The sequence below is a fragment of the Achromobacter sp. PD1 genome, assembly GCF_048541815.1.
Taxonomy (GTDB): Bacteria; Pseudomonadota; Gammaproteobacteria; order Burkholderiales; family Burkholderiaceae_B; genus Achromobacter; species Achromobacter bronchisepticus_A.
In genome coordinates this window covers 82,482-106,822 of the sequence record NZ_CP183349.1, presented here as the reverse complement: position 1 = coordinate 106,822, position 24,341 = coordinate 82,482, and the positions used below count along the sequence as shown (strand labels likewise).

Sequence of the window (24,341 nt, the reverse complement as noted above, 5' to 3'; positions counted from 1 at the left end):
CCAACACAGTTCCTCAACTATCTCCCGCCCCCTCCCTCGCCTTCTTCACGAGCGCCTAAAAAGTGTCCCAAGTTGGGACACTTTTCCTAAAAGCATAGTCGCGACACGTGTTCCATCCCTGACAACGTCAACTTGGCGCGCTTCGACACCTGCTATGGCGGTCTCACTTCTCACTCGGGTAACTTAAGGAGGCCGCGCCAACTGGGTGGAAAGCCAAGCGCTTAACCCTGACACACAAGACAGGCACGACACGCACAGCGCGAAGGCCACGACCAACGTTCAGACACCCTAATTCTTAGTGGGTGCCCCCTATTTTTTAGCCGCGGCTCTGCTCGCGCGCTGACGGGGAGCCGCAACTCTGGTCAACATTAGTGGATTAATACTCACCACCGGAGCGATCGTCTCGAACCATTGCTCACGCCCCAAGGCACGAACGACCTGAATGAGCGAATGCAGTGACGAGCCGTTGCCATTCTCCAGGTTACGTAAAGTGCGAACACTAATACCTGCACGGCCGGCCAACGTCGCTTGGTCTAGGTTCCTGTGTATGCGAAGTGTCTTTAAGTTCTCGCCTATCGCCGCTTCAATCTCGGCACACGTTCCACGCTGCATATTGCCTAAGGACGTCACCGCCCTCTCCTGTGCATGACCAACAAGAGGCAAAGTTTTACCTCTTATCAGGCAATAGACACTACAACCGGTTGAAAGTTGCCGGTAGCTGAATATCAGTGAACGCGACGAGCTTCCCTGCGATCGAGTTTTGCCAAAACCCTCACGCCACCAACGACGCACGGTCGACACAGGCTATGGAGTCTTCGCACGAGCTCAAAACTACATCTAAGTGAACACCTTCCTCGCGAATCGGTTGTCTCCTCAAAAAAAAATCTAACAATCCCGATTCTTAAAATATTGCTGAGATAGCGGTACATATTTGATATCACCGCCTTCGCAACGCATCGCCTCTTGCTGGAAAGCAGCGAATCATGGCACCTCGGAAAAGCTATACCGATAGTCGTCATCCTTGACGGCCGATCGTGGTGAACCACGTGAGTAACTCTCATGATTCTCCGCATTCGTCAACACGTTTTAAAAATGAGCGCGAAATGAGCGAGCTATTTCTCATCATACCCAAACCTGACAAACTCGATATCAATCACCCAAACGACATCATCGGGGAACGCCCAGCCCATCTTCTCCAGGCAGTTCCGCACCAGGAATGTCCTCACCTTCTTGACGGGCTGGAACCATGGGCTTGGTACCAAGGAATGGAAGGGGAGGATGCGAAACTTTTCTTTGTCCAAGAAAACAAGCGAGACAAAAGTTATCTGGAATGGATAGTTGAATTTGAACGCCTTTTTATGTACAACGGCAAGCTGGACGAAGGAAAAACGTGGCCATTTTACGAATTTAATCGCTTCTGGATGAGTGGCGCGACCTTCGGCCCATTAGTCAGTAAAAAGCTAGTGAGGGATTTCGACAACTTCGATGCTATGGCGTGGGCTAAAGGGGAGGCATTCCATAGCCGATATAGGTACACCAGAGAATTTTTCGCCTCAGTGGATGATAGCGGTATTGCAAGCTATCTCGGTCATGTCCGCGTTCCGGCCGAGTTGGTGGATCGATATGCGCCTATGCCAGAGAGGAAACGAGAACCGACCGTCGAACCAGCGACGCCGGAACCAAATTGTCCCTATGAAATTTGAGCGCTTGCCGTAGCACTAAACGCGCGCGGCACTTAATAAAGCGGAGCATGCTTGGACATGCTCCGCTTTATCACATCGTGCTCCGCGACGCCTATTCAGACTCACTCCAAGCTTCGGCACCGGGGTTTCCTCTTAAGAGAGGCCAGACAACTAGAGGGCCACATCTAGCCTCGTCTGGAACACAACCGAACGCCGTAGTTGGCAAGCCGGTCTCAGCCGACGTGTGAAATTGTGCATTAACGGCAGACCGGGGTGTTACTCGTCACCAACACGGCAGGTAAGGCGTAGCAACCGAACTTTGACAAGTTGCAGCGAAATTTGACCGCCGTCTTTCCTATACCAAGTGCGAGCCAACTCAGTCCGAGCGCCGCGATCGGCATCAGGAAAAAAATAATGAAGTTTTGAGCCATCTTCTCCCAAAGCATGCCATGTACGGAAAATGACGTTTTCCATTACAGATCAAAGGGATAGATAGATGGATAATTTGTTAGTGCCGGTCAATCTTAATAGCTCGCAAAGACCCGTTGCCGGAGCACCTCGGACATCAAAAAGAAAGAAGCACATGTCCGCCAATGCGACCCTAACATTTCGAGAACTAACCGAAGCCATGCGTGCGCGCGTCAGCGCAGGCGAAATTCCAGCGTCCACCCTCCCAAACTTGGAGTCCGCCTTCCGAGCATTCCTGCGAGGGATGAACGTGACTGAGGAGCAAGCCGTGGGCTCTGCTCTTCGGGCGTCTTACTACCGCAACATTCGTACCCATACGGAAGCTCTGCGCGAAGAAGGACGCCACGCAAGCTACATCGCCAACCGAAAGAGCCTGCTGGGTAAGTGGTGCTCCCTGGTGACGCACTTGGACGAAATCGCCGCAGCAGCGACGAACAGTCCCACGCCACTCCAAAGAGTGCTGAGTGACCTATTGGAACGAAGCCAGACGACCGTCGCGGAACTCTCCCGCGCCGCAGGGCTCTCCAAGTCAACACTTCGCCATTGGCTCAAGGGTACTCGTCCCAATGAGAGGGCTTGGCCTTCCCTGCATCGCCTAGAACGCTTCTTTGCGTTGGAGCCCGGCTCCCTCCAACGCCTGGCCAGACCCAACAAGCGTCACGCGCAAGGTGAATCGGCTCCCGCTCCCCCCATCTCGTACCGAGAACGGCTATCGCAGCGGTCACAGGACGCTTATAGGTTGAAAGAGGTATCGCCCGCGCTAAAGAGAGAGTGGATGGATCTTGTCGCCCACAAAACCGAAGACTTCCCCATTCTTCATCGATACACGCGCGGTTTCTGGGTCGCCACTGACCTCCATGCTGAGGCGAACGCCGATAAGAAATGGTTCTGCTTCATAAAAGGTAGATTTGTCCCGACAGCAAGCATCGTCTGGGGACATGTTACGTCCTACCTCGGTTGGCTAGCTCGACCGTCCTGCCAAGGCGGCGGCGGCAAGTCATTCGAAGAAGTTCAAACTATCGCCTGGTTCTCCGACAAAGTTCGGATTCACCGATTTGTGCGTTGGCTCACAGAGCGTTCAGACGACAAGGTACATCGTGGCATCTTGACGTTCGTATCCTTCGTCGCAGCGCTCAATCATCCCGATCACGGCTACCTCACCCAATGTCCAGAGCTACATCGGAGTTTGCCCGCAACAGAACGTCCCGAGACATGGAAGGATGCCTGCAACGAGGCGTTCACTTGGGCAGCCACGGCAAAGAAAGCCATGATGAAGCGGGGAACGGTCAATTCAAGAGTGCCAACAGAACCCATCAAGCGGATACTTGAACTAGCCAACCCGCTGGAAGCCGTGGCCGACATGATTGCCAGGATGAAGAGCGCCCGCCCAGACACCGGGGGGATTGAGGAGGCTACCTGGGCCCGAGACGTATTGCTAATCAAGCTGATGGCCTCCAATCCTTTGCGCGCGAAGAACCTCAAGATTCTGACCTACCGCCCAGACAACTCAGGAAACCTCTATCGGCAATCCGACGGAAGTTGGCATATCCGCATTGATAGGCGAGCATTCAAAAACGCTGACGGGGCGGCCCGCGATCGCAACTACGATATGCCGGTGGCGCAGTCTGTTTGGGGCGACATTGAGCGCTATTTGAGCGTGTTTCGACTGATGCTGCCTGGCTCGTCCGAGGTCGACTATGTATTTCTATCGCGTAAACCTTCAACGAAGGCCGGCCCATGGGCTACGCTCAACGACCGTGTTTTCTACTTAACGCGGACATACCTGTGGGGCTCCGCGGGCATTGGAGCACACGGCTTCAGATATATCGTGCCGACCGCTATCCTTAAGCAGGCGCCCGGCGCTTGGGACGCCGCGGCTGCGGTACTTCACGACGAGGTAGATACTGTCAAGGCACATTACGCACACCTGCGTAGTTCTGACAGTGGCACTTATGTGCACTCCCTCCTTGGCTCGGCGTTCTCTCGAATGTAAAACTGTAGTTCGCCCCCCTCCCATACACAGCGGCGCGCCAACACTCAAAAGCCCCCGGGTTGCGTGAACCTCACAGTGATAGCCTCCAGCCCCTGCTGCTACCTGATATGGTTCGCGCATCACCCATCACGAACGCTATCAGCTCCGTGCAACGAACTTCCATCATGAATCCACACAGCCAGCCCTGCCGGAAATGGAGCAGTCCCAAGAATGGCAAACACGATTCCACTTAGCTGCCCATTAGCTGCATGCGCGTAGTCGGACGCGAGCTCCAGATCCTCACGCGATGGGGTCGGCGTACTTTCTGGGTGCGAATGCCATAGTCCGATACAGTGAAGGCCTTGATTAAACATCTTCTCCCGTTCGGCCATCGCGGCACTGGGCGCGAACTGAACCCTTGCCCGCCGCGACCAAAGCGGTTTAAGAAGCGTGGCTTGGTCGATGACGATAGTTGGGGCTGTGAGATCTCGAGAGTACAGCTGCCCTACCGACTCCTTCGCCCTCCAGGTGCATTGAACGTGCTGGCCAAGGAACTGGGCAACAGATTCCGGGATTTCCAGTTTCCAGCGAGCCCCGGCAACTTGATACTGAAGCGGGCTCTCCATCATGACGCGCTCATCACTGAACGGTAGGCTCTGGTTCGCATAACGGAATCGTACCGTGAGCCCTCTCTGGGCACGATGGCGCGTAGCGGAATCTCGCCCGTCACGGGAAGCCCATCGTAGAAGGCTTTAGCTCTCACCCAACTCCAGACTGTTGCCTGGCTGCACTGGCCATCGAGAACACTAAGGATTCGTTCTGACGCGAATGCGGCAGCTTGCCAAACGTCTGCCGCGCCGTAGGGATGAAAGCCCACCCCACAAGCTGGCAAATCTACTCTGACATCAAATCCGGAAAAGCTCGCTGCGTTGACTTTTTCGTCTGCAGGATCCGACGAGGGCCATGGATCGTCGATCAGAGTCAGGACTGCATGAGCAGCTGAGCAGAAGGGCTCAAGCCAAGCATGCAAAACGGGCGTATTGCCAAAGGTTTGACTACGCCATTGGGATACGACGGTTCGTACCTTCGATTCGCCGCTGCATTCGACGATTAAGTCATAGCGTGCTCGCGCGTCCTCTTGCGCAATCCATCGCGACACGTCGTCACGAATGCCGGTAATGGAAACTTCGGGTATTTCTCTACTGATGCGCGCTTCGAGGGCCTCGGCCTTCGACTGCCCTCGGGACGACAATCCGAGGACGTGTCGACTGATGTTTGGCTCCTCAAAGTACTCGTTATCGATGATATCCAGGTGCCCCACTCCCGCGCGGGCGAGCAGCTCCGCAACAGGACTGCCCAGGGATCCGCAACCAATGACTAGTACCTTCTTCTGCTGCCGTTGGTGGAACGGCTCCGGGGCATGGTCGCGAGTAAGAGCCCATGAGGCATCGATTCGCGAGCACAGACGCGGAACAACACTGAGACCTTTCCGCTTGAGAATGGAGCTGGGTGCCAGCTGATAACCGTACGGAACAGAATCTCGGATGAAAATGAGCAGCGGTGGGCATGCACCGCGGTCTGCGGGCAGCGTGTGACCAAGAGCATCAATGGAATGAGCCTGGTTTTTGGGATGTACGCCCTGTTGAATCCAAGAAAGGAGGTCTACTGCTCCGCCAGTAAGATTAGCAACGAGGCTTTCGAGTTCAAATAGGGTCTTTGGCCACGTCTTGGGCGTCCACGCGATAGTAGATGGAAGAGGTAAGAACAGTGCTTTTCCTTGAACAAACGTCCCTGTGTTCCATTTGTGTCGGGCAGCCACTTTGTATGGTTCTTCACCCACGAGCGTAGCAATCTGACGAACCAGCTTTCCATCGCCCTGACCTTTGTGCACAAATGCAGCGACAGCGCCCTCGGACCAATTCTCCAGCGGTCGGAGTTGCACATGAGTGTGCGTCGTGGCCAGCGCCCTGCCAATGCGCCTCTCTTGGACACCGCAGTAATTGCTCCAATATGAAAGACTCTCTTTCTGAAACTCCCGCTCGACGCGGCAAGGATCTTGGCACAGCGGAAACCAGCTTTCTTGAAAGTTCTGAATCACACGAAACACCGCATCCGCAGGATGATCGTAATCGTCTGGACTGGAGGTGTCCGCCAGACAGAGACGTCCGTCGTGCTCTACGTGGGGTAGTTCCAAGAAAAGCGATGCGTCAACATAAATCCTGGCTGGCGTGAACGGGAAGTTCTGAGGCAGCTTCAGCATCACCGGCTTGTTCTTGAGCAAGCAGTGATCAACCTGCAGTTGCCAAGTGTTAGGCGACTGCGGGAGCTTACGGGCGATGGTGGGAGCGGCTGCTAAAAAGGCATCCACCTTTGCAACAGCGCGCTCATAAGGAGTCATGGCCTTAGCTGCCGTCAACCAAGGGTGTCCTTTGATCCGTGTGGGACAACACTAGAGGGATTACTGACCAGACCGCTTGCGAGTAGCCCCCCGAGGATGTCATTGACAGGCTGACTCTGCTTCCATGCCTCTACGCCAACACCCCCGAACACTCTTCGTATCCGTGACTCATCGGGCGAGCTGCTTGACTGGTAAAGCAATGCCTCCAAGTCCTCTTCAAGCTGCTTGTGCCATCGTTGGAACTCCCGTGCGCGCACACCATTGTCGTTATTCCACCTGTCTGCGAAGTTCTCTTTAGGAAGCATGGGATTCGCCACACAGTACCGGTCTGGTCCGCTGTCGAAGTGATTCGGCATTTCCTCCACGATCGCAAGCACCACTTCGATCGGCGACGTGAACTCATGGTAGCGCGTGCTGTGCAGGCGCTCGAAGGCTTTTGTGGCTAGCGTGACAATGATGACTGAAATCGGCTGGCCATCCTTGCGCCAGTCTTCGGCGTTCCAGTAGAGATTGTCGCGATGCAACTTCATGAGCTGAATCGTCCGACGCAGAATGTCGTCCAGGCCAACTTGCGCTTCAGGCAACGGTCGTATTTCGCTGTTGGCCTTGATCACAGCATCATATGCCCTCTGCTGGAATCCGAACCGCTTATCTGCACGTTCACAGAACCAATTGGCAAAATCTTCTGGATTAGATGGAGACCAACGTGTGTCGGGGTCTCGCACCTTGAGCGATGCCCCTGTGCTCCTGGCTAGGTCAGGGACAGCAGGCGTTACGTCGAAATAAAACGGCTTGCCTGGGTATTGCAGGCGCCAGCAACGGCGCTTTCCTTCTGGAACGCCAGTGACCGACTCATTTCCTTCTAGCGCTTTTCCGAAATCGGCGAACATCCCTTCGGAATCAGGACTCAGCATGTAGTGGATGCCCTGAAGTTCGACCACAATATCGAGGTCAAACTTCTGATTCCCGCGGGGACTGATTGTGGTTTGAGTTCGCATCGAACCTTGCGGGTATACCTTTACCTCGGTCTGGCTTAATCCCAGCGTTGCGGCGATTCTGTTGCCCAGCCGCTCGTAGGCCAACTTTGCATCATTGCGTTCACCAGGGCTCAACTCAAGCCTTTGCAAAAGCGTAGCCATCAGCTTTTCCCACTGGTGGGCATCGTTGCGCGCGACCAGGCTTTTGATCAACCGTTCTGATAGCTTCGGATGGTTCTGTGTCATGGCAATTGCACCTTATGGTTGGAGTGAGCAGGTTGCTCCTGAAACCAGCTCGGTGACTTGCGTTGAGGAAACCTCGATACGAGGCCGAAACGGGGCTTGTGGGCCGCCAGATGATTCGTGACAAATGAATGGCGCGTGGTGCCGCGCCTGCATCTTCTGACCAATGACAACCGCCGCTGTGGCTGGAGCCCCGACGATAAGATGAATTTTCTTAACTTGGTACGTGTCTTGCATCTGCCGCAATGCATCGCTGAAGGTCCTACCGAAGTGCCGCAAGTCCTCTGGATGAGAAATAATGTTCTGATTGGGCTCATCCACGAACACTTCAATAGTGGGTAGGAGCCATTTGCCCTCTTTGTAGCAATGCTCAGGAAGCCGGATAGGATCAATACCGAAAGTCAGTGAAACCAGAAGGCATCCTTCCGCGTTAGTTGCGGCTGTGCGTTGAAGCTCCCGCATTTTGTATTTGCTTGGGGCTGGCAATGGCTCGGACGCCGGCCAGCCCCACCGGGTCACGATGTCATCACCCACCCTGTCGCGGTGAGGCTGGAATAGATGGATACCTCCATTGTCTCCAAGGAGGTGCCCCGCAAGAATTAGGATAGAAGTGAGATGTAGCGGAAAGACAGCTAATTCTTCTCTGCCTGCGCCGTTATTGCTTGATCCGTTGAGGTAACGATGTATCTGGGGGATTTCTTGTCGTAACGTTTCAAAAAGTGCTCCCCAATAGACACCGGTATGGTCCTTGTAGAGGTGGCTTCCTGGCTGAAACAGCGTCTCCGGAACGTCCTTCGAGCAACGCAGCTTGCTGTTCCAGAGTGCCTCTCGCACTTCCGCCGACGATAGGTACGCCACTTGGTTTCCAAGGTTACCTAGTAGCGCATAGGGCTTTACCTGCCGATACCGCAAAGTGTCCAACAAACGGGACACCTCCGCGATGCTTGCATCTCGGATCGCATTCAGTTTCTCCGTGGGGTACTCTGCTGGGCTGACCCGGTCGATAAGCCGATGACACGAGTCGCACAACAAGAGGAAATTGCTTGGTTCATCTGCGAGCCGCTCGGAATCCTGTGCTGTCCCCCGAGGGCCCTTCGGCGAAGACGCAACGATGTGCGCAAAGTAGCTGAAGTTCCCGCCTTGGCCGGTAGATGCGTGTTCCCGTAGGTCGACACCACACCCTGGAAATTGGCATCGCCATGCGGCCAGTGCAGAAACGATTTGCCGAGTACCCGCCGAGGCTTCTGCCTGCCTTCCTTTCGGGTCGCCGAGTTTCTTAGCCTCTTTCTGCCACTTCCTGATGAGCTCGGTCGTGGCCGCAAGAAGTTGATTCTCTGTAAGGAATTGAGTCGTTGTTGGGAGAGTCTCAACGGAGGCCCACAGAAGCCGCCCTCCCCGCAAAAGGGGGCGAACCACGCTCTGGGCTTCTTCCCCAAACTCACCATGTCCGATGTCATGCCATTCGGACTCACTATTTACTCGAACCAGTGCTCGGGCGGTAAAGCCGTTGGCAACGATAAGGACCTGGGCTAATGGTGTCGCACAAACCTCGCGCAAAGATGCCGCGAAATGAGGATCGTCCATGCCTTCGCCTTCAATCAAGGGAAGTTCTAACGGTTGAACGTGCAGATGAGGCGAATGACATCGTCCGTCCGGCATCTTTTATCCTTTTTTTGAACCGCACCACATGCTGTTTATATACACAGTTGTGGCACTATATATTGATCGCCATGCCAAATCAACCACCATATATAGTAAAATCATTCCTATTACAGAGCAATGAGCGTGGAGGAGCTCCGACGGTCACCTGGCTGCCACAAGACCGGGGACAGTAACGGTGCACCCGGACGCCCTATCGTTTGCCACACCTGAGAGCTAGCAAACTTAAGATCGGCGCAATCACTTTCTTTTTGCGACAGAAGACCATCACGTCGCGCTCCCGCCCTATTGAACATCTCGGCCCGAAGTCCGCGGCAACGGTTGTAGAGGCCCCTAGTACGCGTCTCGTTTAGTGAGCAGATGACATTTTTTGCACGGCTGTGATGCAACGGGCGCGAGTTTGTAGATTCACAGTTATCACGCATAGCAATGACAGCAAAACATCCCCGCTTCAAAGAAGAGACACGCGCCTTAGTGATCTTTCCTCCGACTTTCATGCGAAGCTAGAATGCACTTCTGAAAAGGAGAAGGTATCCGGCATGAGTCACGCGTCAGGCGGTTATCGCTTTGAGCCAGCGAACCACCGTAGACTGATTCACACAGAGTTCCGCCGCTATCTGACGAGTCGACAATCCTCTCGCCGCCCTGACTATCGCCCGATCTCGCAGGTCACGACTGGCTTCGCGGCGTGCCGCTCCGGATGCAATACCACGAGCACGTTGAATAGCAACAAAGTCGCCGGGCGTGAATCTCTTCCATACCCACTTGGCGACGCTACGCGCAATAGCCCGCACTTCACTTTGAGAGAGAGAACCTGGCGAGCGCACAAAAGTACTGTTGATGGAATCAGCTTCCATGAGAGTGTGGTTCAGGAACGGCTCATACCCTCCCGGACGCCAAAACTGCCTGACGGCGTTATAAGCGAACGTCCGAAGCACCTCGAAAAGGTAACAGTTGCGCCCTAGACTTGCCCGGTCGAAGTCGACCCGCCTCTGCATGACGTCTTGGAAGCTAGGCAGCTCAACGTAGTCAGCAAGGTCGCCAAGTTCGTAGACGGCATCATTGGCCGGCTGCCACAAGTACCACGCAGGATGCAATGGATTCTTGGCCAAGGGGCCTCGAAAAGCTCTGTCAGCCCCTAATGCAAGATTGAATGCGTACTCGATAGCGGCCAGATAGCGCATCGGCTTCACGCGGGCAGCCTCGGTCACACAAATCGGTGAAGACAACGCATAGCCGTACTGGGCGTGGCCATTGGCTGGATTGACTGCTACATAGGTGGGCGGAGGAAGATTGCGGTCTTCCCAGACATGAGCCCCCCGACTGTTATCGATATCCACTTGCAGCCAGGAGCGATGCGCCGGGGAATTGATCTGCAAGTATGGAAGCCTCAGCGCAACCTGCAGTGGCCGTACGCGAGCCGCATCTTTGTATTTCCCACACCACGGACGACGTGGTGCCGATGATTCAATACGAGCCAGCAATGCTGCCGACATGGCACGTCCTATGACGTGCCGCAGCGTTCTCTACGCTGTCCTCAAATAAAACTTAATTTTTCCTCGCCGCTGCGGCGATATGGAAAAAGAGATTGCAGCCCCGTCCTAAGGGTGTTTTCTGAGTAAGGGCTGCAGCTAAAGGGGTTGGGTCAGGCGGAGTTACGCAGCGACGCGTTGAGCGCCGCGCCTTCCTCCAAAAGTAATTCGAATGACGTTCCCTTCCGTCGGCTGCTCCGGCACACACTGTGCGCCGCGCTCGTCCTCAAGCTGATCATTGCCGCAAGGCACGGGGATTGCAGCTTCACGGGGCCGCGGCGGAGTCGGCGGGGCCAGGGCAGCCCGCGCCGCTTCCACTTGGCGCACCTTTTCAGCGATTTCTTGTGCCGACGGGTTGTAGTACCGCATTGCCATTTGAAGAGTCTTCCAACCCATGATCTTGGCGAGCTCCTGCGGCATCATATGCGGGGCGAATCTACTGGCCGCCTCGTGACGCAAGTCATGGAAATGCAGGTCATCAATCCTGGCTGCAATGCAGGCCGCCTTAAAGTCGCAGTCCAGCTTGCCCGTCTCCCAATACCCTTGCACCACACGCTCACCGTTGCGTGGCAACCGCTGCAAAAGACCTGCCGCCTCATAGTTCAGACCGACCGAACGTTTACTTCCGTTGATCGCTTTGGTGAGATTCACAACCCCATTTGCCAGGTCGACCTGAGACCACTGCAGAGTCAGCAATTCGCATGCGCGCAGGCCGGTCGCGAGCGCGATGCGAATGCACGCCTCAAGCCAGAGCGGTTTTCGCACGCTCTCGTGACGCGCAGCCTCGAGCAGTCGAGACTCTTCATTGAGCGCCAATCGGCGTTCACGGCCTTCTCGCGGTGACGGTCGCTTCACATCCTTCATCACGTGCACAAGGGGCCAGCTCCACTCCTTGATTGCCGTGGTGTACAGGTGAGATAGGAGGGCTAGCTCCAGACGCACGGTGTTCGGGCTATCGACTTCACGGAGGCGTTCATCGCGATACGCCACGAAGTCAGCCGCGAGCAAACTGGTCAATAAGCGCTGCGCCAACGGGTGTTTCTTCAACAACCGGATTCGATTGCGCTCGTTCCGCTGGCCGCCCAGGGCCTTCGTCGGAACCACCTGTTCCATATAGCGTCCCAAGGCATCGCCCAGGTTGATTTGGGCCATGGGTCGCAGGTCACGGAACTGCCCCATATCCATCTTGTGTTCTTGCTCTCGCGCCCAGGCCTCTGCCTGAGCCTTGGACTCAAAAGTCCTGGTCTGCCGCGGATAGCCCTTACGGCGAATCTCGACTTGGTATTGGTACTCGCCGCGCTTTTGAATGGTTGCCATGCAACGCCTCCGAACTTGTTGAAGTTAGGTATAACGGCGCCATCAGGAGATGAAAATTGCGAAGCGAGTGTGCCTGCGAATAAATCGCCGGGAATAGTAGGCAGACTTTTTTTTGTGACCGCACGAGGAAGACCGTAGGCTTCGACAAGGTCGTCACCAACCGGCTCAGTGCGGTAAAAGTGCGGTCAAAATTCCCAGAAAGCAAAAAGCCCACCGCAATCGGTGGGCTAAGTGCTTGATACTACTAGAGAATTCTGGTGGGCTGTGAGTGGCTCGAACACTCGACCTACGGATTAAGAGTCCGCTGCTCTACCAACTGAGCTAACAGCCCTGCAACTTCACTCAGTTTCGTCCGCTTTGCTGCGCGTTTTTTAGTCCGCTGCCGCTGCGTTTCGTTATGTGTGTAGTGCGAAGAAGAAAGATTATATGCAGCTTTTTTGGTTTGTGCAAGTCACCTGGAAAAAAACTTTTCCCAGGCCTGCCTCAAGCCGCAAATCCGCCATCCACCGACAGGCTCGCGCCCGTGACGTAGCGCCCTTCCGGCCCGGCCAGGAACGCCACCATGCCGGCGATATCACGCGCCTCGCCGTAGTGCGGCAGGGACAGTACCGCCACCAGGTCCGCCGCATGCGCGCCGTCGGCGGGATTCATGTCGGTGTCGATCGGGCCGGGGTGCACCACATTGGCGGTGATACCGCGTGCGCCGAGGTCGCGCGCCAGGCCCTGGGTCAGGCCGACCAGCGCGGACTTGCTGGCGGCATACAGCGCAACGCCTGCGCGGCCCGCGCGGCCTGCCAGGCAGCTGCCGATGTTGATGATGCGTCCGCCGTCCGGCATGGACGCCTGTGCCGCTTGAATGGCGACGAACGGCGCGCGCACGTTGACGTCCATGGTGCGCTCGTAGTCGTCGAGGCTGGTTTCGCCGATCGTGCCGGCCAGGAAGATGCCGGCGTTGTTGACCAGCACGTCTATCGGTCCCAGTTCGGCGACGGCCCGGTCGACCGCGCCGCGAACCGCGGACGCGTCCGCCGCATCTGCCTGGATGGCGAGCGCGCGGCGCCCGTCCACCGACAGTTCACGTACCAGCGCCTGCGCGCCGGCGGCCGAGGAAGCGCTCACGTAAGTGAAAGCCACGTCGGCGCCATCGGCCGCGAGGCGGCGCACGATGGCGGCCCCGATCCCCCGGCTGCCGCCGGTGACGAAGGCAATTTTTCCAGTCAGATTCGGCATTGCGATATCCACATTTGTAGTGATCGATACAAATATATTCGCCGAGCGCATTGACGTCCGTCAACTATTTTTTATCGATCACCACAAAATTCTCTGACGAGTAAAATCACGCCCATGGCAGAACGTGGGCGCCCCAGGAACTTCGATCGTGCCCAGGCCTTGCGCAAGGCCATGGACGTCTTCTGGTCGAAGGGATATGACGGAGCATCGCTGACCGACCTCACGGCGGCGATGGGCATCAATTCGCCCAGCCTTTACGGCGCATTCGGCTCAAAGGAAGGACTATTCCGCGAAGCGGTGGAGCTCTACCGCGAAACCGAGGGCAGCTCGGCGCGACGCGCGCTGCAAGAAGCGCCCACGGCGCGCGAAGCCATCCAATCCATGCTGCTGGCTTCCGCAGAACGCTTCACCGCTCCGGGTACGCCGTCGGGCTGCATGATCGTGCTGAGCGCGCCGGCAGGCTGCGTGAATCAGGCCGGCGTGGGCGACTTCCTGGGCGACAACCGCCGCGACATGCAAAGCCGCATCCTGGCCCGCCTCAATGCTGGCGCATCCGATGGCGAACTGCCCGCCGGCGTCGATCTCAAGAGCCTGGCCGCCTTCTACACCACCGTGCTGCATGGCATGTCGATCCAGGCGCGCGACGGCGCCAGCCGCAAGACCTTGCAAGCCGTGGCCAGACAGGCGATGAGAGCCTGGGACGCGCTGACCGAAAGCATACCTAACGGATAACGCCATGTTCCGGATCAACCTGCGGCATCTCATCCTGTGGATCAGCTTGCTGTCGGTTCTGCTCGCGCTGATGGGCAGCCTGCATGCCAGTTACCTGGTGCAGCGTGATCTTCTGCTGCGCACCGCGCTGGAACTCAACCAGGCCTACGCCTCCAAGCTGGCTTCCGTGACCGACGTGTTCCTGACCGACCTCAGGAACTATCTGTCGTATAGCGCGGAGATGCTGGCCGACATGGAAGTGCATCCCGAACACATGGCGGCCGAGACGCAGCGCCAGGAACGGCAGCTCGGCCAGTTCAACTCCACGTTTGTCGTGTCGCCACAAGGCACGGTACTGGCGGCATCGACCTCGGACCGCGCGTTGCTGGGCCAGCAACTGAACAGCGAGGCCGTCAGCCGCGCGCAGGCGACCTTGCACCCGACGGTCAGCGCCCCGTTCATGGACCTCAAGAACCGCTGGCTGATCCTGTACACCCACCCGATTTTCTCGGCCGACCACCGCTATCTGGGGTTTCTCGGCGGCACGCTCTACCTGCATGAGCACAACATGCTGGATCACCTGCTGAGCCAGCACTTCTACCGCGGCGACTCCTCTCTTTACGTCATCGATCGCAACGGCACCCTGATCTATCACCCCGACCCCGGCCGCTTGGGACAGAGCGTCTCCAAATCCGACGCGTTCGCCCCCGCCTTGCGAGGCGAAACCGGCGAAATGCGCTTCACCGACGACGACGGCCACGCGTTGCTGACGGGCTATGCGCCAGTGCCCAGCATGGGCTGGAGCATCATCGCGCAACGCCACGTCGACGCGACCTTGCAACCTCTGGGCGATCTGCTTCTGACCACCGCTCTCCATACCTTGCCGCTGCTGCTGCTTTCAGTGGCCTCCATCTGGCTGCTGTCGCGCTGGATCGCCCGGCCGCTAGGCGAACTGGCCGGCATCGCCAAGCACATGCAGAACGCGGATTCAGCGGATCGCATCCGCAACGTGCGCTCCTGGTACTTTGAAGCCGCGCAACTCAAGCGCGCGCTGCTGGCGGGGCTGTCCTCGATCCACCACAAAATCCGCGACCTGCGCCGTGAAACCACTACCGATACCTTGACAGGCCTCTTGAACCGGCGGGGAATGGACGAGGCACTGGCGCTGCTGCAAGCCGAGAAACAGCCGGTGGCGGCCGTAGTCATCGACATTGACCACTTCAAGCACATCAATGACCGCTACGGCCACGCGGAAGGCGATCGCGCGCTGCAATCCCTGGCCAAGCTGATGAGCGACGGTTCGCGCAGCGGCGACACCGTGGCGCGCGCCGGCGGCGAGGAGTTCGTCATGCTGCTGCCCGGCGCCCCCCTGGAAGCCGCCATCGCCCTGGTGGAGCGGCTGCGTCAGCGCATTGCCACCGAGCCGGGCGCCGTCGCCACGCCCTTCACCATTTCGGCGGGAGTAGCGGCCTACCCCGCGCATGGCGCGACGCTGGACGCCGTACTGCAACGCGCCGACCAGGCGCTCTACTACGCCAAGAACCACGGCCGCGACGCCGTCTGCGTCGCGGACGACGACGCCCAGACCGGAGCGCGCCGGGCCTCGCCGGCCTGAGCTCTATTTGCCTTTGGACGGAGCGGGCGGCGGCGCCTTGGGCGGCACGCGCATCTGCTTCAGCAAGGGACCGCAGGCATTGTCGTCGGTGGTGCTGGGCGCAACCAGCGCCAGCAACCCGGCGGCCGGCGTCAGCAGTACGCCCAGGGCCACCATGCCCGCGCCGCGCGCCGCCAGGGGCAGCACATGTACCCCCACGTCCGGCGAGCCGAAGGTGCCCCGTACATACAAGGGAGAGCGCAGCGAGAAGATGCGGAAGCCCTTGCTGTCCGGAGTGATGTCCAGGTCCATCTTCTCGTTCTTGAAGTCAGCCGTGCCGGTGATGCTGATCAGCGCGTTCTCGGTGTCGAACACGAACACGCGCGGCGTCATCACGCCGTTCTTCATTTCCAGGTCGGCCGCGCCGCAATTGATCTTCACCTCGTCGTCGCCGAACAGCTTGGAGACGACGTAGTTGCCCACGTTGAGCCCCGCGATCTCCATCAGGCTGCGGCTGATGACGCCATCGTTGACCAGCATCTTCACATCGCCCGTCGCGGTGCCCAGCAGGGCTGCGACCGAGTTCCCCGCGCCGCTCAGCGCCATGTCGCCATTCAGCTCGCCCAGCGTTTTCTGCATGGCGGCGGTGGAGGGGAAGAGTTGCTTGAGCCGCAAGCGGCGCGCGCTGATGTCCACACGCCCGGTCAGGGTCGAGCCGGAGCCATCCAGCCGTATGGTCGAATTGATATTGCCGCCAGCCATGCCGAAGCGCAACGGTTCCAGCGTGAGCTTGCCATCCTGCAGCACCAGGTGCACGGACAGGTCCGACAGCGGCAGCTTGCTGTCATGCACGATGCGGCCGGCGTCCAGCGCAACGTCGGCATCCATGTCACGCCAGCGGTCGGTACGGAATGCCTGCGTGGGCAGCACCTTGCCCCCCTTCGGCTTGGCCGGCGCGTCCTTGGCCTTGTCCGTTTCGGCGCCCGCGACCTTGCCCGATGGCACGCCGATCAGCGGCCCCAGGTCCTCCATGCGCAACTGTTTGGAGGAAAGCTTGCCGGTCAGCTTGGGCCGGGGCATGCTCAATGCGAAGCTGATGTCGCCATGCAGATCGCTGTTGCCCACCTTGCCGTTGAAATCCTTGTAGTCGAACACCGCTCCACCGGGATTACGCAGCTTGGCCACCAAGTGGCCGTCGGTGGAATACGGCGGCGTGTCCGGCAGCGTGACGCCCGTCAGCGGATATAGCTGCGCCATGGACGCGCCCGACAGCTTCAAACGCAGATCCAGCGAGCCGAGGTTGACCGGATCGGTCAAGGTTCCCGCGATTGAAGCCCGGGTACCGCCGATGGTTACGTCCGCCTGCACAGGAAAAGGCTGCCTGGCGTCCTGCAGGGCCAGCATGCCGCCGACCTTGCCTTCGCCCTTGGTGGCCAGGCCCTTGAACTTGCCGTCCAGCTTCCAGCCGAAAACGTAGTCGCGCGGCGACGGTGCGGCCCCACCCTCTTCCGCTGCAAAGGCTGCCCCGGCCACGTCGGCGAACGGCACCGGCTTGCCCAGAGGATCGACCAGCACGGTCAGGTCCGCCTTGAGAACTTCGTCCATCAGCGCCACCCGGCCCTTGTCAAAGCCAATCTCATTGATGTCCAGCACCCAGGGCGAAGGCTCGCCGGTTTCTGGCAGCGTGAACTCCCAGTTGGCGCGGCCGTCGGCCAGGCGCTGCAGATCGGCGGCGGGTTCGGTCAGCTGGATGCGGCGGATGACCACGCGCTGGCGCAGCAGCGGCAGGAGCGCCAGGCTGAACTCGCCGCGCTTGAGGGTTGCGAACTGGGGCGCCTTGGCCCAGGGCGCATTGGCCACGGAGATATCGTTGGCAATGACATGCGGCCATGGCACCCAGGCCCGCCAGCCGCCCTCGTCGGGTTCGCGCGTCCATTTGACGCTGAGATCGCCGTTGATGGCGAAGGAGCGCCCGACCGCGGCGCTGGCCCGCTCATTGATGAAAGGCTTGGCGCGATTCCAGTCGAAGGTGGCGATCACGGCCACCAGTACCGCCACGAGGAGCGCCGCTCCCCCTACAATCCCGATCGCTATTTTTCCTGAGCGCGTCATGGTTATTATCCTTGGCATTGCGGCCGGCGTACCGCTGCCGGCCCTCGTTACCGTCAAGGGTATCGCGGCCTGCGGCGCCGGCCAGGCTTTCCGGCCCCATAATGTGTGCGGATTTTTCCTCGCCAGGCTCTCCACGCAGCGCCACCCGGCACGCGCCAGCCGGGGTTTGCCCAGCATGGCGCGTGCCTGGCCCCGTGGCGGCCGGTTACAAAACGAAATAGCTCCGCGCGGCGAAATGTGACCCAGGCATCGGCGCCTACCGAATTTTCGACGCCGGCAACGCTCAAATGCCTGAACGACAGACCCCGGCCCCTCGGACCGGGCAGCAGAACAACCTGGAGGCCCGATGCGGCATTCGACCTTGATTTTCGTGGTGGCGGCATTTGCGCTGCTGACGCTCAGTCGCCTGGCTCTCGCCGCTTGGCAGTCCAAGCGCGTGCGCGATGCCGGGGGGCTGATCCCCCTGCTGCTGGGAGGGCTGCGCATCGATGCGCACCAGATCGCCGTGCTGGCGGCGCTGCCGGCCGTGCTGTCGCCCTTGTTCGGCCACATCCCGCTGGCCGCCACGCTGGCCGGCTACTGGTACTTGGTCGCCTTCATCCTGCTGGCCTTTCTGGAAGTCGCCACCCCGCCCTTCATCCTGGAATACGACTCCCGCCCCAACCGCCTGTTCGTCGAATACCTGAAGCATCCGCGCGAAGTCTCCGGCATGCTCTGGCGCGGCTACAAGGGCGCGCTGGTGGGCGGCCTGGCCGTGGTGGCCCTCATTGGCTGGGGCGCCTACGGCCTGTTCGGCCACGCCCAGCCCGACGCGCAACTGAGCTGGTGGCAGATGCCGCTGGCCAGCCTGGCCATTCTCGCCATCGTCATCCTGGCCATCCGCGGCACGCTGGGCCACCGCCCGATCAACCCGTCCTCGGTCGCCTACAGCTCGGACGGCATGCTCAACACGCTGGCGCTGAACTCGCTCTACAACGTGTTCTACGCCATTTACAGCATGAAGAACGAAAAGTCCGCCTCGGCCGTATATGGCGGCATGGACGACGACAAGATGCACGGGACGGTGCTGGCCCAAGCCGGCCTGCCCAACCCGCCCGCCAACCCCGACTATCCCAGCCTGCACCGCCAGGTGGCCACGCGCAAGACGGCGCGGCCGCTGAACCTTGTGATCATCCTGGAAGAAAGCCTGGGCGCGCAATATTGCGCCGGCCTGGGCGGCGCCGACCTGACGCCGGAACTGGACGCCCTCGCGCGCGAGGCCTGGACCTTCACCCGCGCCTATGCCACCGGCACCCGCTCGGTGCGCGGGCTCGAAGCGGTGGTCACTGGCTTTCTGCCCACTCCCGCCCAGGCGGTACTGAAGCTGCCGCGCTCGCAGCGCGGCTTCTTCTCGCTGGCCGATCTGCTCGGACGCCATGGCTACCATTCGCGCTTCATCTACGGCGGCGAATCGCACTTCGACAATATGAAGGGCTTCTTCCTGGGCAACGGCTTCAAGCAGATCGTGGATCGGCCCGATTTCGTGGACCCGGCCTTTGTCGGCACCTGGGGCGCGTCGGACGAAGACATGTTCAATCAGCTGGATCGGCTGCTGCGCGAAGATGGCGACCAGCCCACCTTCACGCTGGCCTTCAGCGTGTCCAACCATTCGCCCTGGGAGTACCCGGCAGGCCGCATCCAGACCGACGGCAACCCGGCCACCGTGGAAAACACCGTGCGCTACGCCGACTGGGCGCTGGGCCGCTTCTTCGAACGCGCCAAGGCCTCGCCGTACTGGGAAAACACCGTGTTCCTGATAGCGGCGGATCATGATTCCCGCGTCTTCGGCGCCAGCCTGGTGCCCGTGCGCCACTTCCATATTCCGGCCGTGATCCTGGGCGCCGGCATCGAGCCGCGCCGCGACGACCGCCTGATCAGCCAGATCGACCTGGCGCCGACCCTGCTGTCGCTGATAGGCGTGGACACCGAGCACCCCATGATCGGCCACGACCTCACCCGCAGCACGCCGGGCCGGGCGATCATGCAGTACGACAACACCTACGGCTATCTGAAGGAAGACGAGCTGCTGGTGATGGCGCCCAACAAGACGCCGCTGCAATATCGCTACACGGCACCCGAGGAATACGCGCCCGTGCCGCTGGACCCGGAGCTCGCCGCCGAGGCGCTTGCGCACGCGCTGTGGCCCAGCTGGGCCTATCGCGAAGGCCGCTACAGCCTGCCGGAACAGGCTGGCGCATCATCCGCCCCCGGCGACAGGCCTGCCGCCTGAGCCCCCTGCCCCGCGGCCGCTACGCCGGCCGCTTGAATGCCTTGCGGGCTTTCTCGCTGGCGGCGTGGCAATGGCAATCAGGGCTGTGGTCATTCACCATGCCCACCGACTGCATGAATGCATAGACGGTGGTGGGCCCGACGAACTTCCAGCCCAGTTTCTTCAGCGCCTTGGACAAGGCCTCGGATTGCGCCGAGGTCGAGGCGCCGCGGGTCGACGGCGTCCCCTTCGGGGCTTCGAAACGCCACAGGTAGGCGCCCAGCGAGCCTTCGCGCTCGATCATTTCCAGCGCGCGGGCGGCATTGTTGATCACGGCTTCGATCTTGCCGCGATGGCGCACGATGCCGGCGTCGTCCAGCAGCCTCAGCACCTCTTTTTCGCCGAAGCGCGCCACTTTCGCGGGCTCGAAGTTGGCGAAGCCGCGCCGAAACGCGTCGCGCTTGGACAGGATGGTGCGCCAGCTCAACCCCGACTGGAATCCCTCCAGGCAAAGCTGCTCGAACAGCGCCCGGTCGTCGCCCTCGGGGTAGCCCCATTCGGTGTCGTGGTAGGCCATGTACTCGGCGGAGGTGTCCACCCAGCCGCAACGGATCAGACCGTCGGGGGATTCGGTGTTGGCGTTCAAGGCAGGCTCCTGGGCGCTATCGGGGCTACCGATGCTACCGCAGCAACGTCCCCGATAAAAGTCCGCCCATGCGCAAAAAAAGCATGGCGGCCGCCGATCATATCCCGCTACTATTTGCAGCCCTGATCCCGCGCCGGCCCTGTCCGCGCGCGTCCCGGCGCTGTACGGGGGGTCTGCGTCATGCGGCCCGTTTTGCAAGCCAGCCGGGGCCTGGACAGGTTTTCAGCCCTCCGCGCGCCATGTCCCTGCTAGAGTCCTCTCTCATTTCCTTCGTCTCGCCTGCCGTCCTGGCTGGCGACGACCCGGCCGCCAACCCCTGTCTGGACTGCGGGGCATGCTGCGCGCATTTCAGGGTGTCGTTCTATTGCGGCGAACTGGCCGGCGAGAACGGCGGCCATGTGCCGGTGGAACTGGTGACCCAGATGAGCCCGCTGCGCGCCTGCATGAAGGGCACGGAAACCGGCGGCGGCCGCTGCATCTCGCTACGCGGCGAACTCGGCCAGCCCGGCATCCATTGCGCCATCTATGAAAATCGCCCCACGCCCTGCCGGGAATTCGACATCTGGATGCCGGACGGCTCGCCCAATCCGGATTGCCAGCGCCTGCGCCTGGCGCTGGGCCTGGCCCCGGTGCCGCCCCGGCCGGACGCCGAGAACGATCCGCAAGGCCCCCTGCACCCCAACCAGCCCGCCGCGGCCTGAGGCAGCGGGTTTTCAGCCGGCGCAGGAATGGCTGGCCTGCGCCAGCATCGCCTGCCCGGAGCAAACGTCGGCGGCGGGCGCCGGAACCCGCTTGCGCATGCGGACGATGTCCGGATCCTTGCCCAGAAAGCCCAGCACATTGCGCATCACCCGTTCGCGCTCCTGATCCACGCAGATCATGTGATAGCTGTCCTGCAGCATCACCACCGTCGACTGGGCAATACGCTGCTCCAGGAAGCGGGCTGAGCGCGGGCTGGTCAGTTCATCCTCTTCCGCGTGCATGATCAGGGTCGGGCAGCGCATGCGCTCCAGCCCGCGCCGGACCATGGCGCGCAGCCGGTCCACCTGGCGCACGCAGGCCAGCGGCACCCATTGGTAATGGAACCCGTCGCCGCGCGCAAAGCCTGCCTTGATGAAGGCGCGCACCAGTTCACTTTTGACGCCATATGGATCTTCCTCGCGCACCCGGATCCGCCGCCGCAGGCCCGGTAGACGGTACGCCAGATAGCGCACGGCCCGGTACCAGGGCGTGCTCCACCCATCCAGGAACACTGGCGCGGACAGCGATACCAGCGCGCCGCGCGCGTGCGATTCGCGCTTGCAAAGCTCCACCGCCAGCAAGGCGCCCAGGCACATGCCGATCACGTGCAGCACCTCGTATTGCGCGCATAGTTCGCGATAGCGCTGCGTGACCACCGCCATCCAGTCCTCGACCGTCACATCAAGCAGATCTTCCGGACAACCGGCATGGCCGGGCAAGGTCACGCCGTGGGGTTCGACCCCGGCGCGCGCCAGCACCTTGTGCATGGCGCCCATGTCGAATTCGGTGCCGCCCAAGCCGTGGATAAGCAGCGCGCCAACGCGTTGCTGGCTCACGGCGCACTCCTGGCCGGCGGCAACGCCAATAAAAACAAGTCATTCATGAAACACCCCTGAAGCATGGCGGGCAGGACGAAAAGGCCTGTCCGACCCTGGCGTCATACTAGGCAGGGGGTGTCCGGGAAGATCGGCAAAACTGTCGGAGAACCGTGAAAATCCGTAAAGCCCGCGGCCGGGACCGCGCTACTCGCGTTCAGCCAGGTAGCGCGTGGGCGTCACGCCGAAGGCGGCGCGGAAGCTGCCGATGAAGGCGCTGGTGCTCTCGTAACCCACAGAGAGGCCGGCCTCGGTGACGGAGCCGCCGCGGCAAAGCAGCTCCAGGGCGCGCAACAAGCGCGCCTGCTGGCGCCATTGCCCCAGCGTGACGCCCGTTTCCTGGCGGAAGCGGCGCATCAATGTGCGCGAGGACATGCTCAGGCGCTGCGCCCACTCATCGATGCCGGCGGTGTCATCGGGCCGGTCCAGCAGCGTATTGGCCAGATCCCGCAAACGCGGATCGGCAGGCATGGGCAACAGCACGGGTTCATGCTCGCGCTGCTTGAGTTCTTCCAGCAGCACATCGAACAACTGTTCCTGGTAGGCGGGAGACAACGTCGTGTTCGGCTGGACCGAGGTAAAGCGGTCCATCAGGGCTTCGATCAGCCTGGACGCGGGCCAGGAGCGGCAGCGGTCCGGCAGGCGCTCGCAGGCATCGCGGCGCACATACAGGAAGGACCCGCGCGCTTCGCCGAACCAGCGTGCGCCGTGCTGCACGCCCGGCGGAATCCAGCCCAGGCTGCCCGGCATCACCGTCCAAACCTGGGCGCCCGCCTGCACCAGTACCAGCCCTTCGTGCACGAGCACCAGCATGCCCTCGTCATGGACATGAGTAGGTACGGCAATGCCTTTGGATTCACGCCGTCCCTGGACGCTGAACGGCGTCAGCAATACGTCCGGCAGGGGAGGCGCCACGGCCACGTGAAGCATGGTTGGCAGGTTTGAGCTACAGGTTGACGGTTTCCGGTGAGCGGGCCCAGTTGGAAATGTACATCATTCTCACCTGGATATCAGCCACGCAAGGAAAACCTCCCATGGACCACTCAAGACTGCGCCATGCCGGCATCAAGGCCACCTTCCCGCGCATGAAGATCCTGGATCTCTTCTATCAACATGCCGGCCTGCACATGAGTCCCGCCGACATCTACCGCAACCTGCTCTCGGACAGCAGCAACATCGGCCTGGCCACGGTTTATCGCGTCATCACGCAACTTGAAGGCGCCGGCCTGCTCAAACGAACTCAGCTCGACGCCCACACCACCGTGTACGAGCTCAACGACAAGGGACACCACGACCATCTGGTCTGCACCGATTGCGGACGGATCCTGGAGTCCAGCGACCCGGCCATGGGCCAGCTGGTCCGGAAGATCGCCAAGCGCAGCGGCTTCCTGCTGGACTCCTACAGCCTGGTGCTTTACGGCCACTGCGGCTGCGGCAAGAACGCCGCCGCCCTTCCTCACGGAGAATTCGAATGAACCACGAACAGTTTTTCTTCCACGACCTATCCCAGTTTCCCATCGTCACGTCCAGGCATGGCGGCGCGCCCGACGGCTATTCCGCCAGCTGGATACGCGAAATGGAGATGCTGGTGGACAACCCCCAGAGCTTCGTCATGGTCGTACCCGACATGCGGCAGGAAGCCGGCCAGGCCGACCGCAAGGCAATGATCGAATGGCAGACCGCCAACATGCCGCGCCTGAAGGCCCGTTGCCGGGCCTTCATCGCCGTGGAGGGCAATGCCGAAGCGCTGGACAAGATCCGCAAACGCGGCGAAAAAATGACCCGCGCCTTCGGCGTGCCATTCCTGGCCGTGGCCACCGCCGGCCAGGCGGCGCAATGTGCCCGTGAACTGCTCGGCCAGTCCGGCCCGGGAGGCTTCATCGTGGACTAGAAGGCTCCGTCGATTTAAGAGTTGGCCGCCAGCGCCGTTGTCCAT

20 protein-coding genes and 1 tRNA gene are annotated in these 24,341 nt (G+C 60.3%); 8 read left to right on the top strand and 13 right to left on the bottom strand.

Annotation, left to right across the window (positions count from 1 at the left end):
- Positions 1-309 precede the first annotated feature (309 nt).
- A complete protein-coding gene (locus tag ACM1PE_RS00465) occupies positions 310-612 on the bottom strand; it encodes a helix-turn-helix domain-containing protein (protein ID WP_419343808.1) in 303 nt (100 codons plus the stop codon).
- A gap of 491 nt (positions 613-1,103) precedes the next feature.
- Here ACM1PE_RS00465 and ACM1PE_RS00460 point away from each other — a divergent pair, with 491 nt between their 5' ends.
- Together ACM1PE_RS00460 and ACM1PE_RS00455 are read left to right on the top strand one after the other, a co-directional pair.
- Positions 1,104-1,703: a hypothetical protein gene (locus ACM1PE_RS00460; RefSeq protein ID WP_419342256.1), complete on the top strand. Its 600-nt coding sequence runs from the start codon at positions 1,104-1,106 to the stop codon at positions 1,701-1,703.
- A gap of 1,222 nt (positions 1,704-2,925) precedes the next feature.
- Positions 2,926-4,143 carry a hypothetical protein gene (locus tag ACM1PE_RS00455; protein ID WP_419342254.1) on the top strand — a complete coding sequence of 406 codons (1,218 nt, stop codon included), beginning with the start codon at positions 2,926-2,928 and terminating at the stop codon, positions 4,141-4,143.
- A 119-nt stretch (positions 4,144-4,262) separates the two neighbouring features.
- On the opposite strand, the gene ACM1PE_RS00450 is transcribed toward ACM1PE_RS00455, so the two are convergent.
- The 8 genes from ACM1PE_RS00450 to ACM1PE_RS00415 all read right to left on the bottom strand — a co-directional run bounded on the left by ACM1PE_RS00450 (position 4,263) and on the right by ACM1PE_RS00415 (position 13,478).
- Positions 4,263-4,748 carry a Mov34/MPN/PAD-1 family protein gene (locus tag ACM1PE_RS00450; RefSeq protein ID WP_419343807.1) on the bottom strand — a complete coding sequence of 162 codons (486 nt, stop codon included), beginning with the start codon at positions 4,746-4,748 and terminating at the stop codon, positions 4,263-4,265.
- Positions 4,748-6,538, bottom strand: a complete 1,791-nt coding sequence (locus ACM1PE_RS00445; RefSeq protein WP_419342252.1) for a ThiF family adenylyltransferase — start codon at positions 6,536-6,538, stop codon at positions 4,748-4,750. The genes ACM1PE_RS00450 and ACM1PE_RS00445 overlap by 1 nt, the downstream gene beginning before the upstream one ends.
- The gene (locus ACM1PE_RS00440; RefSeq protein ID WP_419342250.1) at positions 6,535-7,743 is read right to left on the bottom strand and encodes a nucleotidyltransferase; all 1,209 of its coding nucleotides are present in this window, start codon (positions 7,741-7,743) and stop codon (positions 6,535-6,537) included. Before ACM1PE_RS00440 ends, ACM1PE_RS00445 begins: the two co-directional genes overlap by 4 nt.
- Before the next feature lie 12 nt (positions 7,744-7,755).
- A complete protein-coding gene (locus ACM1PE_RS00435) occupies positions 7,756-9,324 on the bottom strand; it encodes an SAVED domain-containing protein (RefSeq protein WP_419342248.1) in 1,569 nt (522 codons plus the stop codon).
- A 626-nt stretch (positions 9,325-9,950) separates the two neighbouring features.
- Positions 9,951-10,895 carry a replication initiation protein gene (locus ACM1PE_RS00430; RefSeq protein WP_419342246.1) on the bottom strand — a complete coding sequence of 315 codons (945 nt, stop codon included), beginning with the start codon at positions 10,893-10,895 and terminating at the stop codon, positions 9,951-9,953.
- A gap of 159 nt (positions 10,896-11,054) precedes the next feature.
- Positions 11,055-12,248, bottom strand: a complete 1,194-nt coding sequence (locus ACM1PE_RS00425; RefSeq protein ID WP_419342244.1) for a tyrosine-type recombinase/integrase — start codon at positions 12,246-12,248, stop codon at positions 11,055-11,057.
- A 255-nt stretch (positions 12,249-12,503) separates the two neighbouring features.
- Positions 12,504-12,579 (bottom strand) — tRNA-Lys (locus ACM1PE_RS00420).
- Between the two features lie 152 nt (positions 12,580-12,731).
- Positions 12,732-13,478, bottom strand: a complete 747-nt coding sequence (locus tag ACM1PE_RS00415) for a 3-oxoacyl-ACP reductase family protein (protein ID WP_419342242.1) — start codon at positions 13,476-13,478, stop codon at positions 12,732-12,734.
- 114 nt (positions 13,479-13,592) lie between these two features.
- On the opposite strand from ACM1PE_RS00415, the gene ACM1PE_RS00410 reads away from it, so the two are divergent.
- Both ACM1PE_RS00410 and ACM1PE_RS00405 read left to right on the top strand, forming a co-directional pair.
- Positions 13,593-14,210 (top strand): TetR/AcrR family transcriptional regulator, encoded by a 618-nt coding sequence (locus ACM1PE_RS00410; RefSeq protein WP_118932628.1) that lies wholly within the window; start codon positions 13,593-13,595, stop codon positions 14,208-14,210.
- A gap of 4 nt (positions 14,211-14,214) precedes the next feature.
- Complete coding sequence (locus ACM1PE_RS00405) at positions 14,215-15,804, top strand: sensor domain-containing diguanylate cyclase (protein ID WP_419342240.1); 1,590 nt, start codon at positions 14,215-14,217, stop codon at positions 15,802-15,804.
- Between the two features lie 3 nt (positions 15,805-15,807).
- Here ACM1PE_RS00405 and ACM1PE_RS00400 read toward each other — a convergent pair whose 3' ends face one another.
- Complete coding sequence (locus ACM1PE_RS00400) at positions 15,808-17,895, bottom strand: AsmA family protein (protein ID WP_059373684.1); 2,088 nt, start codon at positions 17,893-17,895, stop codon at positions 15,808-15,810.
- Between the two features lie 346 nt (positions 17,896-18,241).
- Between ACM1PE_RS00400 and ACM1PE_RS00395 the strand changes: the two genes are divergently transcribed.
- Entirely contained in the window at positions 18,242-20,164 is a 1,923-nt protein-coding gene (locus tag ACM1PE_RS00395) for an LTA synthase family protein (protein WP_306634182.1), read from the top strand.
- A gap of 19 nt (positions 20,165-20,183) precedes the next feature.
- Here the strand turns inward: ACM1PE_RS00395 and ACM1PE_RS00390 are convergent, their stop codons facing one another.
- Entirely contained in the window at positions 20,184-20,789 is a 606-nt protein-coding gene (locus tag ACM1PE_RS00390; protein ID WP_251877905.1) for a DNA-3-methyladenine glycosylase I, read from the bottom strand.
- Positions 20,790-21,028: 239 nt separating this feature from the next.
- Between ACM1PE_RS00390 and ACM1PE_RS00385 the strand changes: the two genes are divergently transcribed.
- Positions 21,029-21,490, top strand: coding sequence for a YkgJ family cysteine cluster protein (locus ACM1PE_RS00385; protein WP_059373686.1), 462 nt, complete (start codon positions 21,029-21,031; stop codon positions 21,488-21,490).
- A 12-nt stretch (positions 21,491-21,502) separates the two neighbouring features.
- Here the strand turns inward: ACM1PE_RS00385 and ACM1PE_RS00380 are convergent, their stop codons facing one another.
- Positions 21,503-22,366 (bottom strand): alpha/beta hydrolase, encoded by an 864-nt coding sequence (locus ACM1PE_RS00380; protein WP_419342237.1) that lies wholly within the window; start codon positions 22,364-22,366, stop codon positions 21,503-21,505.
- A 186-nt stretch (positions 22,367-22,552) separates the two neighbouring features.
- Complete coding sequence (locus ACM1PE_RS00375; RefSeq protein WP_419342235.1) at positions 22,553-23,335, bottom strand: helix-turn-helix domain-containing protein; 783 nt, start codon at positions 23,333-23,335, stop codon at positions 22,553-22,555.
- 104 nt (positions 23,336-23,439) lie between these two features.
- On the opposite strand from ACM1PE_RS00375, the gene ACM1PE_RS00370 reads away from it, so the two are divergent.
- Both ACM1PE_RS00370 and ACM1PE_RS00365 read left to right on the top strand, forming a co-directional pair.
- Positions 23,440-23,880, top strand: a complete 441-nt coding sequence (locus ACM1PE_RS00370; protein ID WP_054457561.1) for a Fur family transcriptional regulator — start codon at positions 23,440-23,442, stop codon at positions 23,878-23,880.
- Entirely contained in the window at positions 23,877-24,296 is a 420-nt protein-coding gene (locus ACM1PE_RS00365) for a hypothetical protein (protein ID WP_059373688.1), read from the top strand. Before ACM1PE_RS00370 ends, ACM1PE_RS00365 begins: the two co-directional genes overlap by 4 nt.
- The last annotated feature ends 45 nt before the right edge of the window (positions 24,297-24,341 follow it).

Coding starts and splice junctions, on each gene's coding strand:
- ACM1PE_RS00465 (WP_419343808.1), bottom strand. CDS start 612: ATGCAGCGTGGAACGTGTGCCGAGATTGAAGCGGCGATAGGCGAGAAC.
- ACM1PE_RS00460 (WP_419342256.1), top strand. CDS start 1,104: ATGAGCGAGCTATTTCTCATCATACCCAAACCTGACAAACTCGATATC.
- ACM1PE_RS00455 (WP_419342254.1), top strand. CDS start 2,926: ATGGATCTTGTCGCCCACAAAACCGAAGACTTCCCCATTCTTCATCGA.
- ACM1PE_RS00450 (WP_419343807.1), bottom strand. CDS start 4,748: ATGGAGAGCCCGCTTCAGTATCAAGTTGCCGGGGCTCGCTGGAAACTG.
- ACM1PE_RS00440 (WP_419342250.1), bottom strand. CDS start 7,743: ATGACACAGAACCATCCGAAGCTATCAGAACGGTTGATCAAAAGCCTG.
- ACM1PE_RS00435 (WP_419342248.1), bottom strand. CDS start 9,324: ATGGACGATCCTCATTTCGCGGCATCTTTGCGCGAGGTTTGTGCGACA.
- ACM1PE_RS00430 (WP_419342246.1), bottom strand. CDS start 10,895: ATGTCGGCAGCATTGCTGGCTCGTATTGAATCATCGGCACCACGTCGT.
- ACM1PE_RS00425 (WP_419342244.1), bottom strand. CDS start 12,248: ATGGCAACCATTCAAAAGCGCGGCGAGTACCAATACCAAGTCGAGATT.
- ACM1PE_RS00415 (WP_419342242.1), bottom strand. CDS start 13,478: ATGCCGAATCTGACTGGAAAAATTGCCTTCGTCACCGGCGGCAGCCGG.
- ACM1PE_RS00410 (WP_118932628.1), top strand. CDS start 13,593: ATGGCAGAACGTGGGCGCCCCAGGAACTTCGATCGTGCCCAGGCCTTG.
- ACM1PE_RS00405 (WP_419342240.1), top strand. CDS start 14,215: ATGTTCCGGATCAACCTGCGGCATCTCATCCTGTGGATCAGCTTGCTG.
- ACM1PE_RS00400 (WP_059373684.1), bottom strand. CDS start 17,895: ATGACGCGCTCAGGAAAAATAGCGATCGGGATTGTAGGGGGAGCGGCG.
- ACM1PE_RS00395 (WP_306634182.1), top strand. CDS start 18,242: ATGCGGCATTCGACCTTGATTTTCGTGGTGGCGGCATTTGCGCTGCTG.
- ACM1PE_RS00385 (WP_059373686.1), top strand. CDS start 21,029: ATGTCCCTGCTAGAGTCCTCTCTCATTTCCTTCGTCTCGCCTGCCGTC.
- ACM1PE_RS00375 (WP_419342235.1), bottom strand. CDS start 23,335: ATGCTTCACGTGGCCGTGGCGCCTCCCCTGCCGGACGTATTGCTGACG.
- ACM1PE_RS00370 (WP_054457561.1), top strand. CDS start 23,440: ATGGACCACTCAAGACTGCGCCATGCCGGCATCAAGGCCACCTTCCCG.
- ACM1PE_RS00365 (WP_059373688.1), top strand. CDS start 23,877: ATGAACCACGAACAGTTTTTCTTCCACGACCTATCCCAGTTTCCCATC.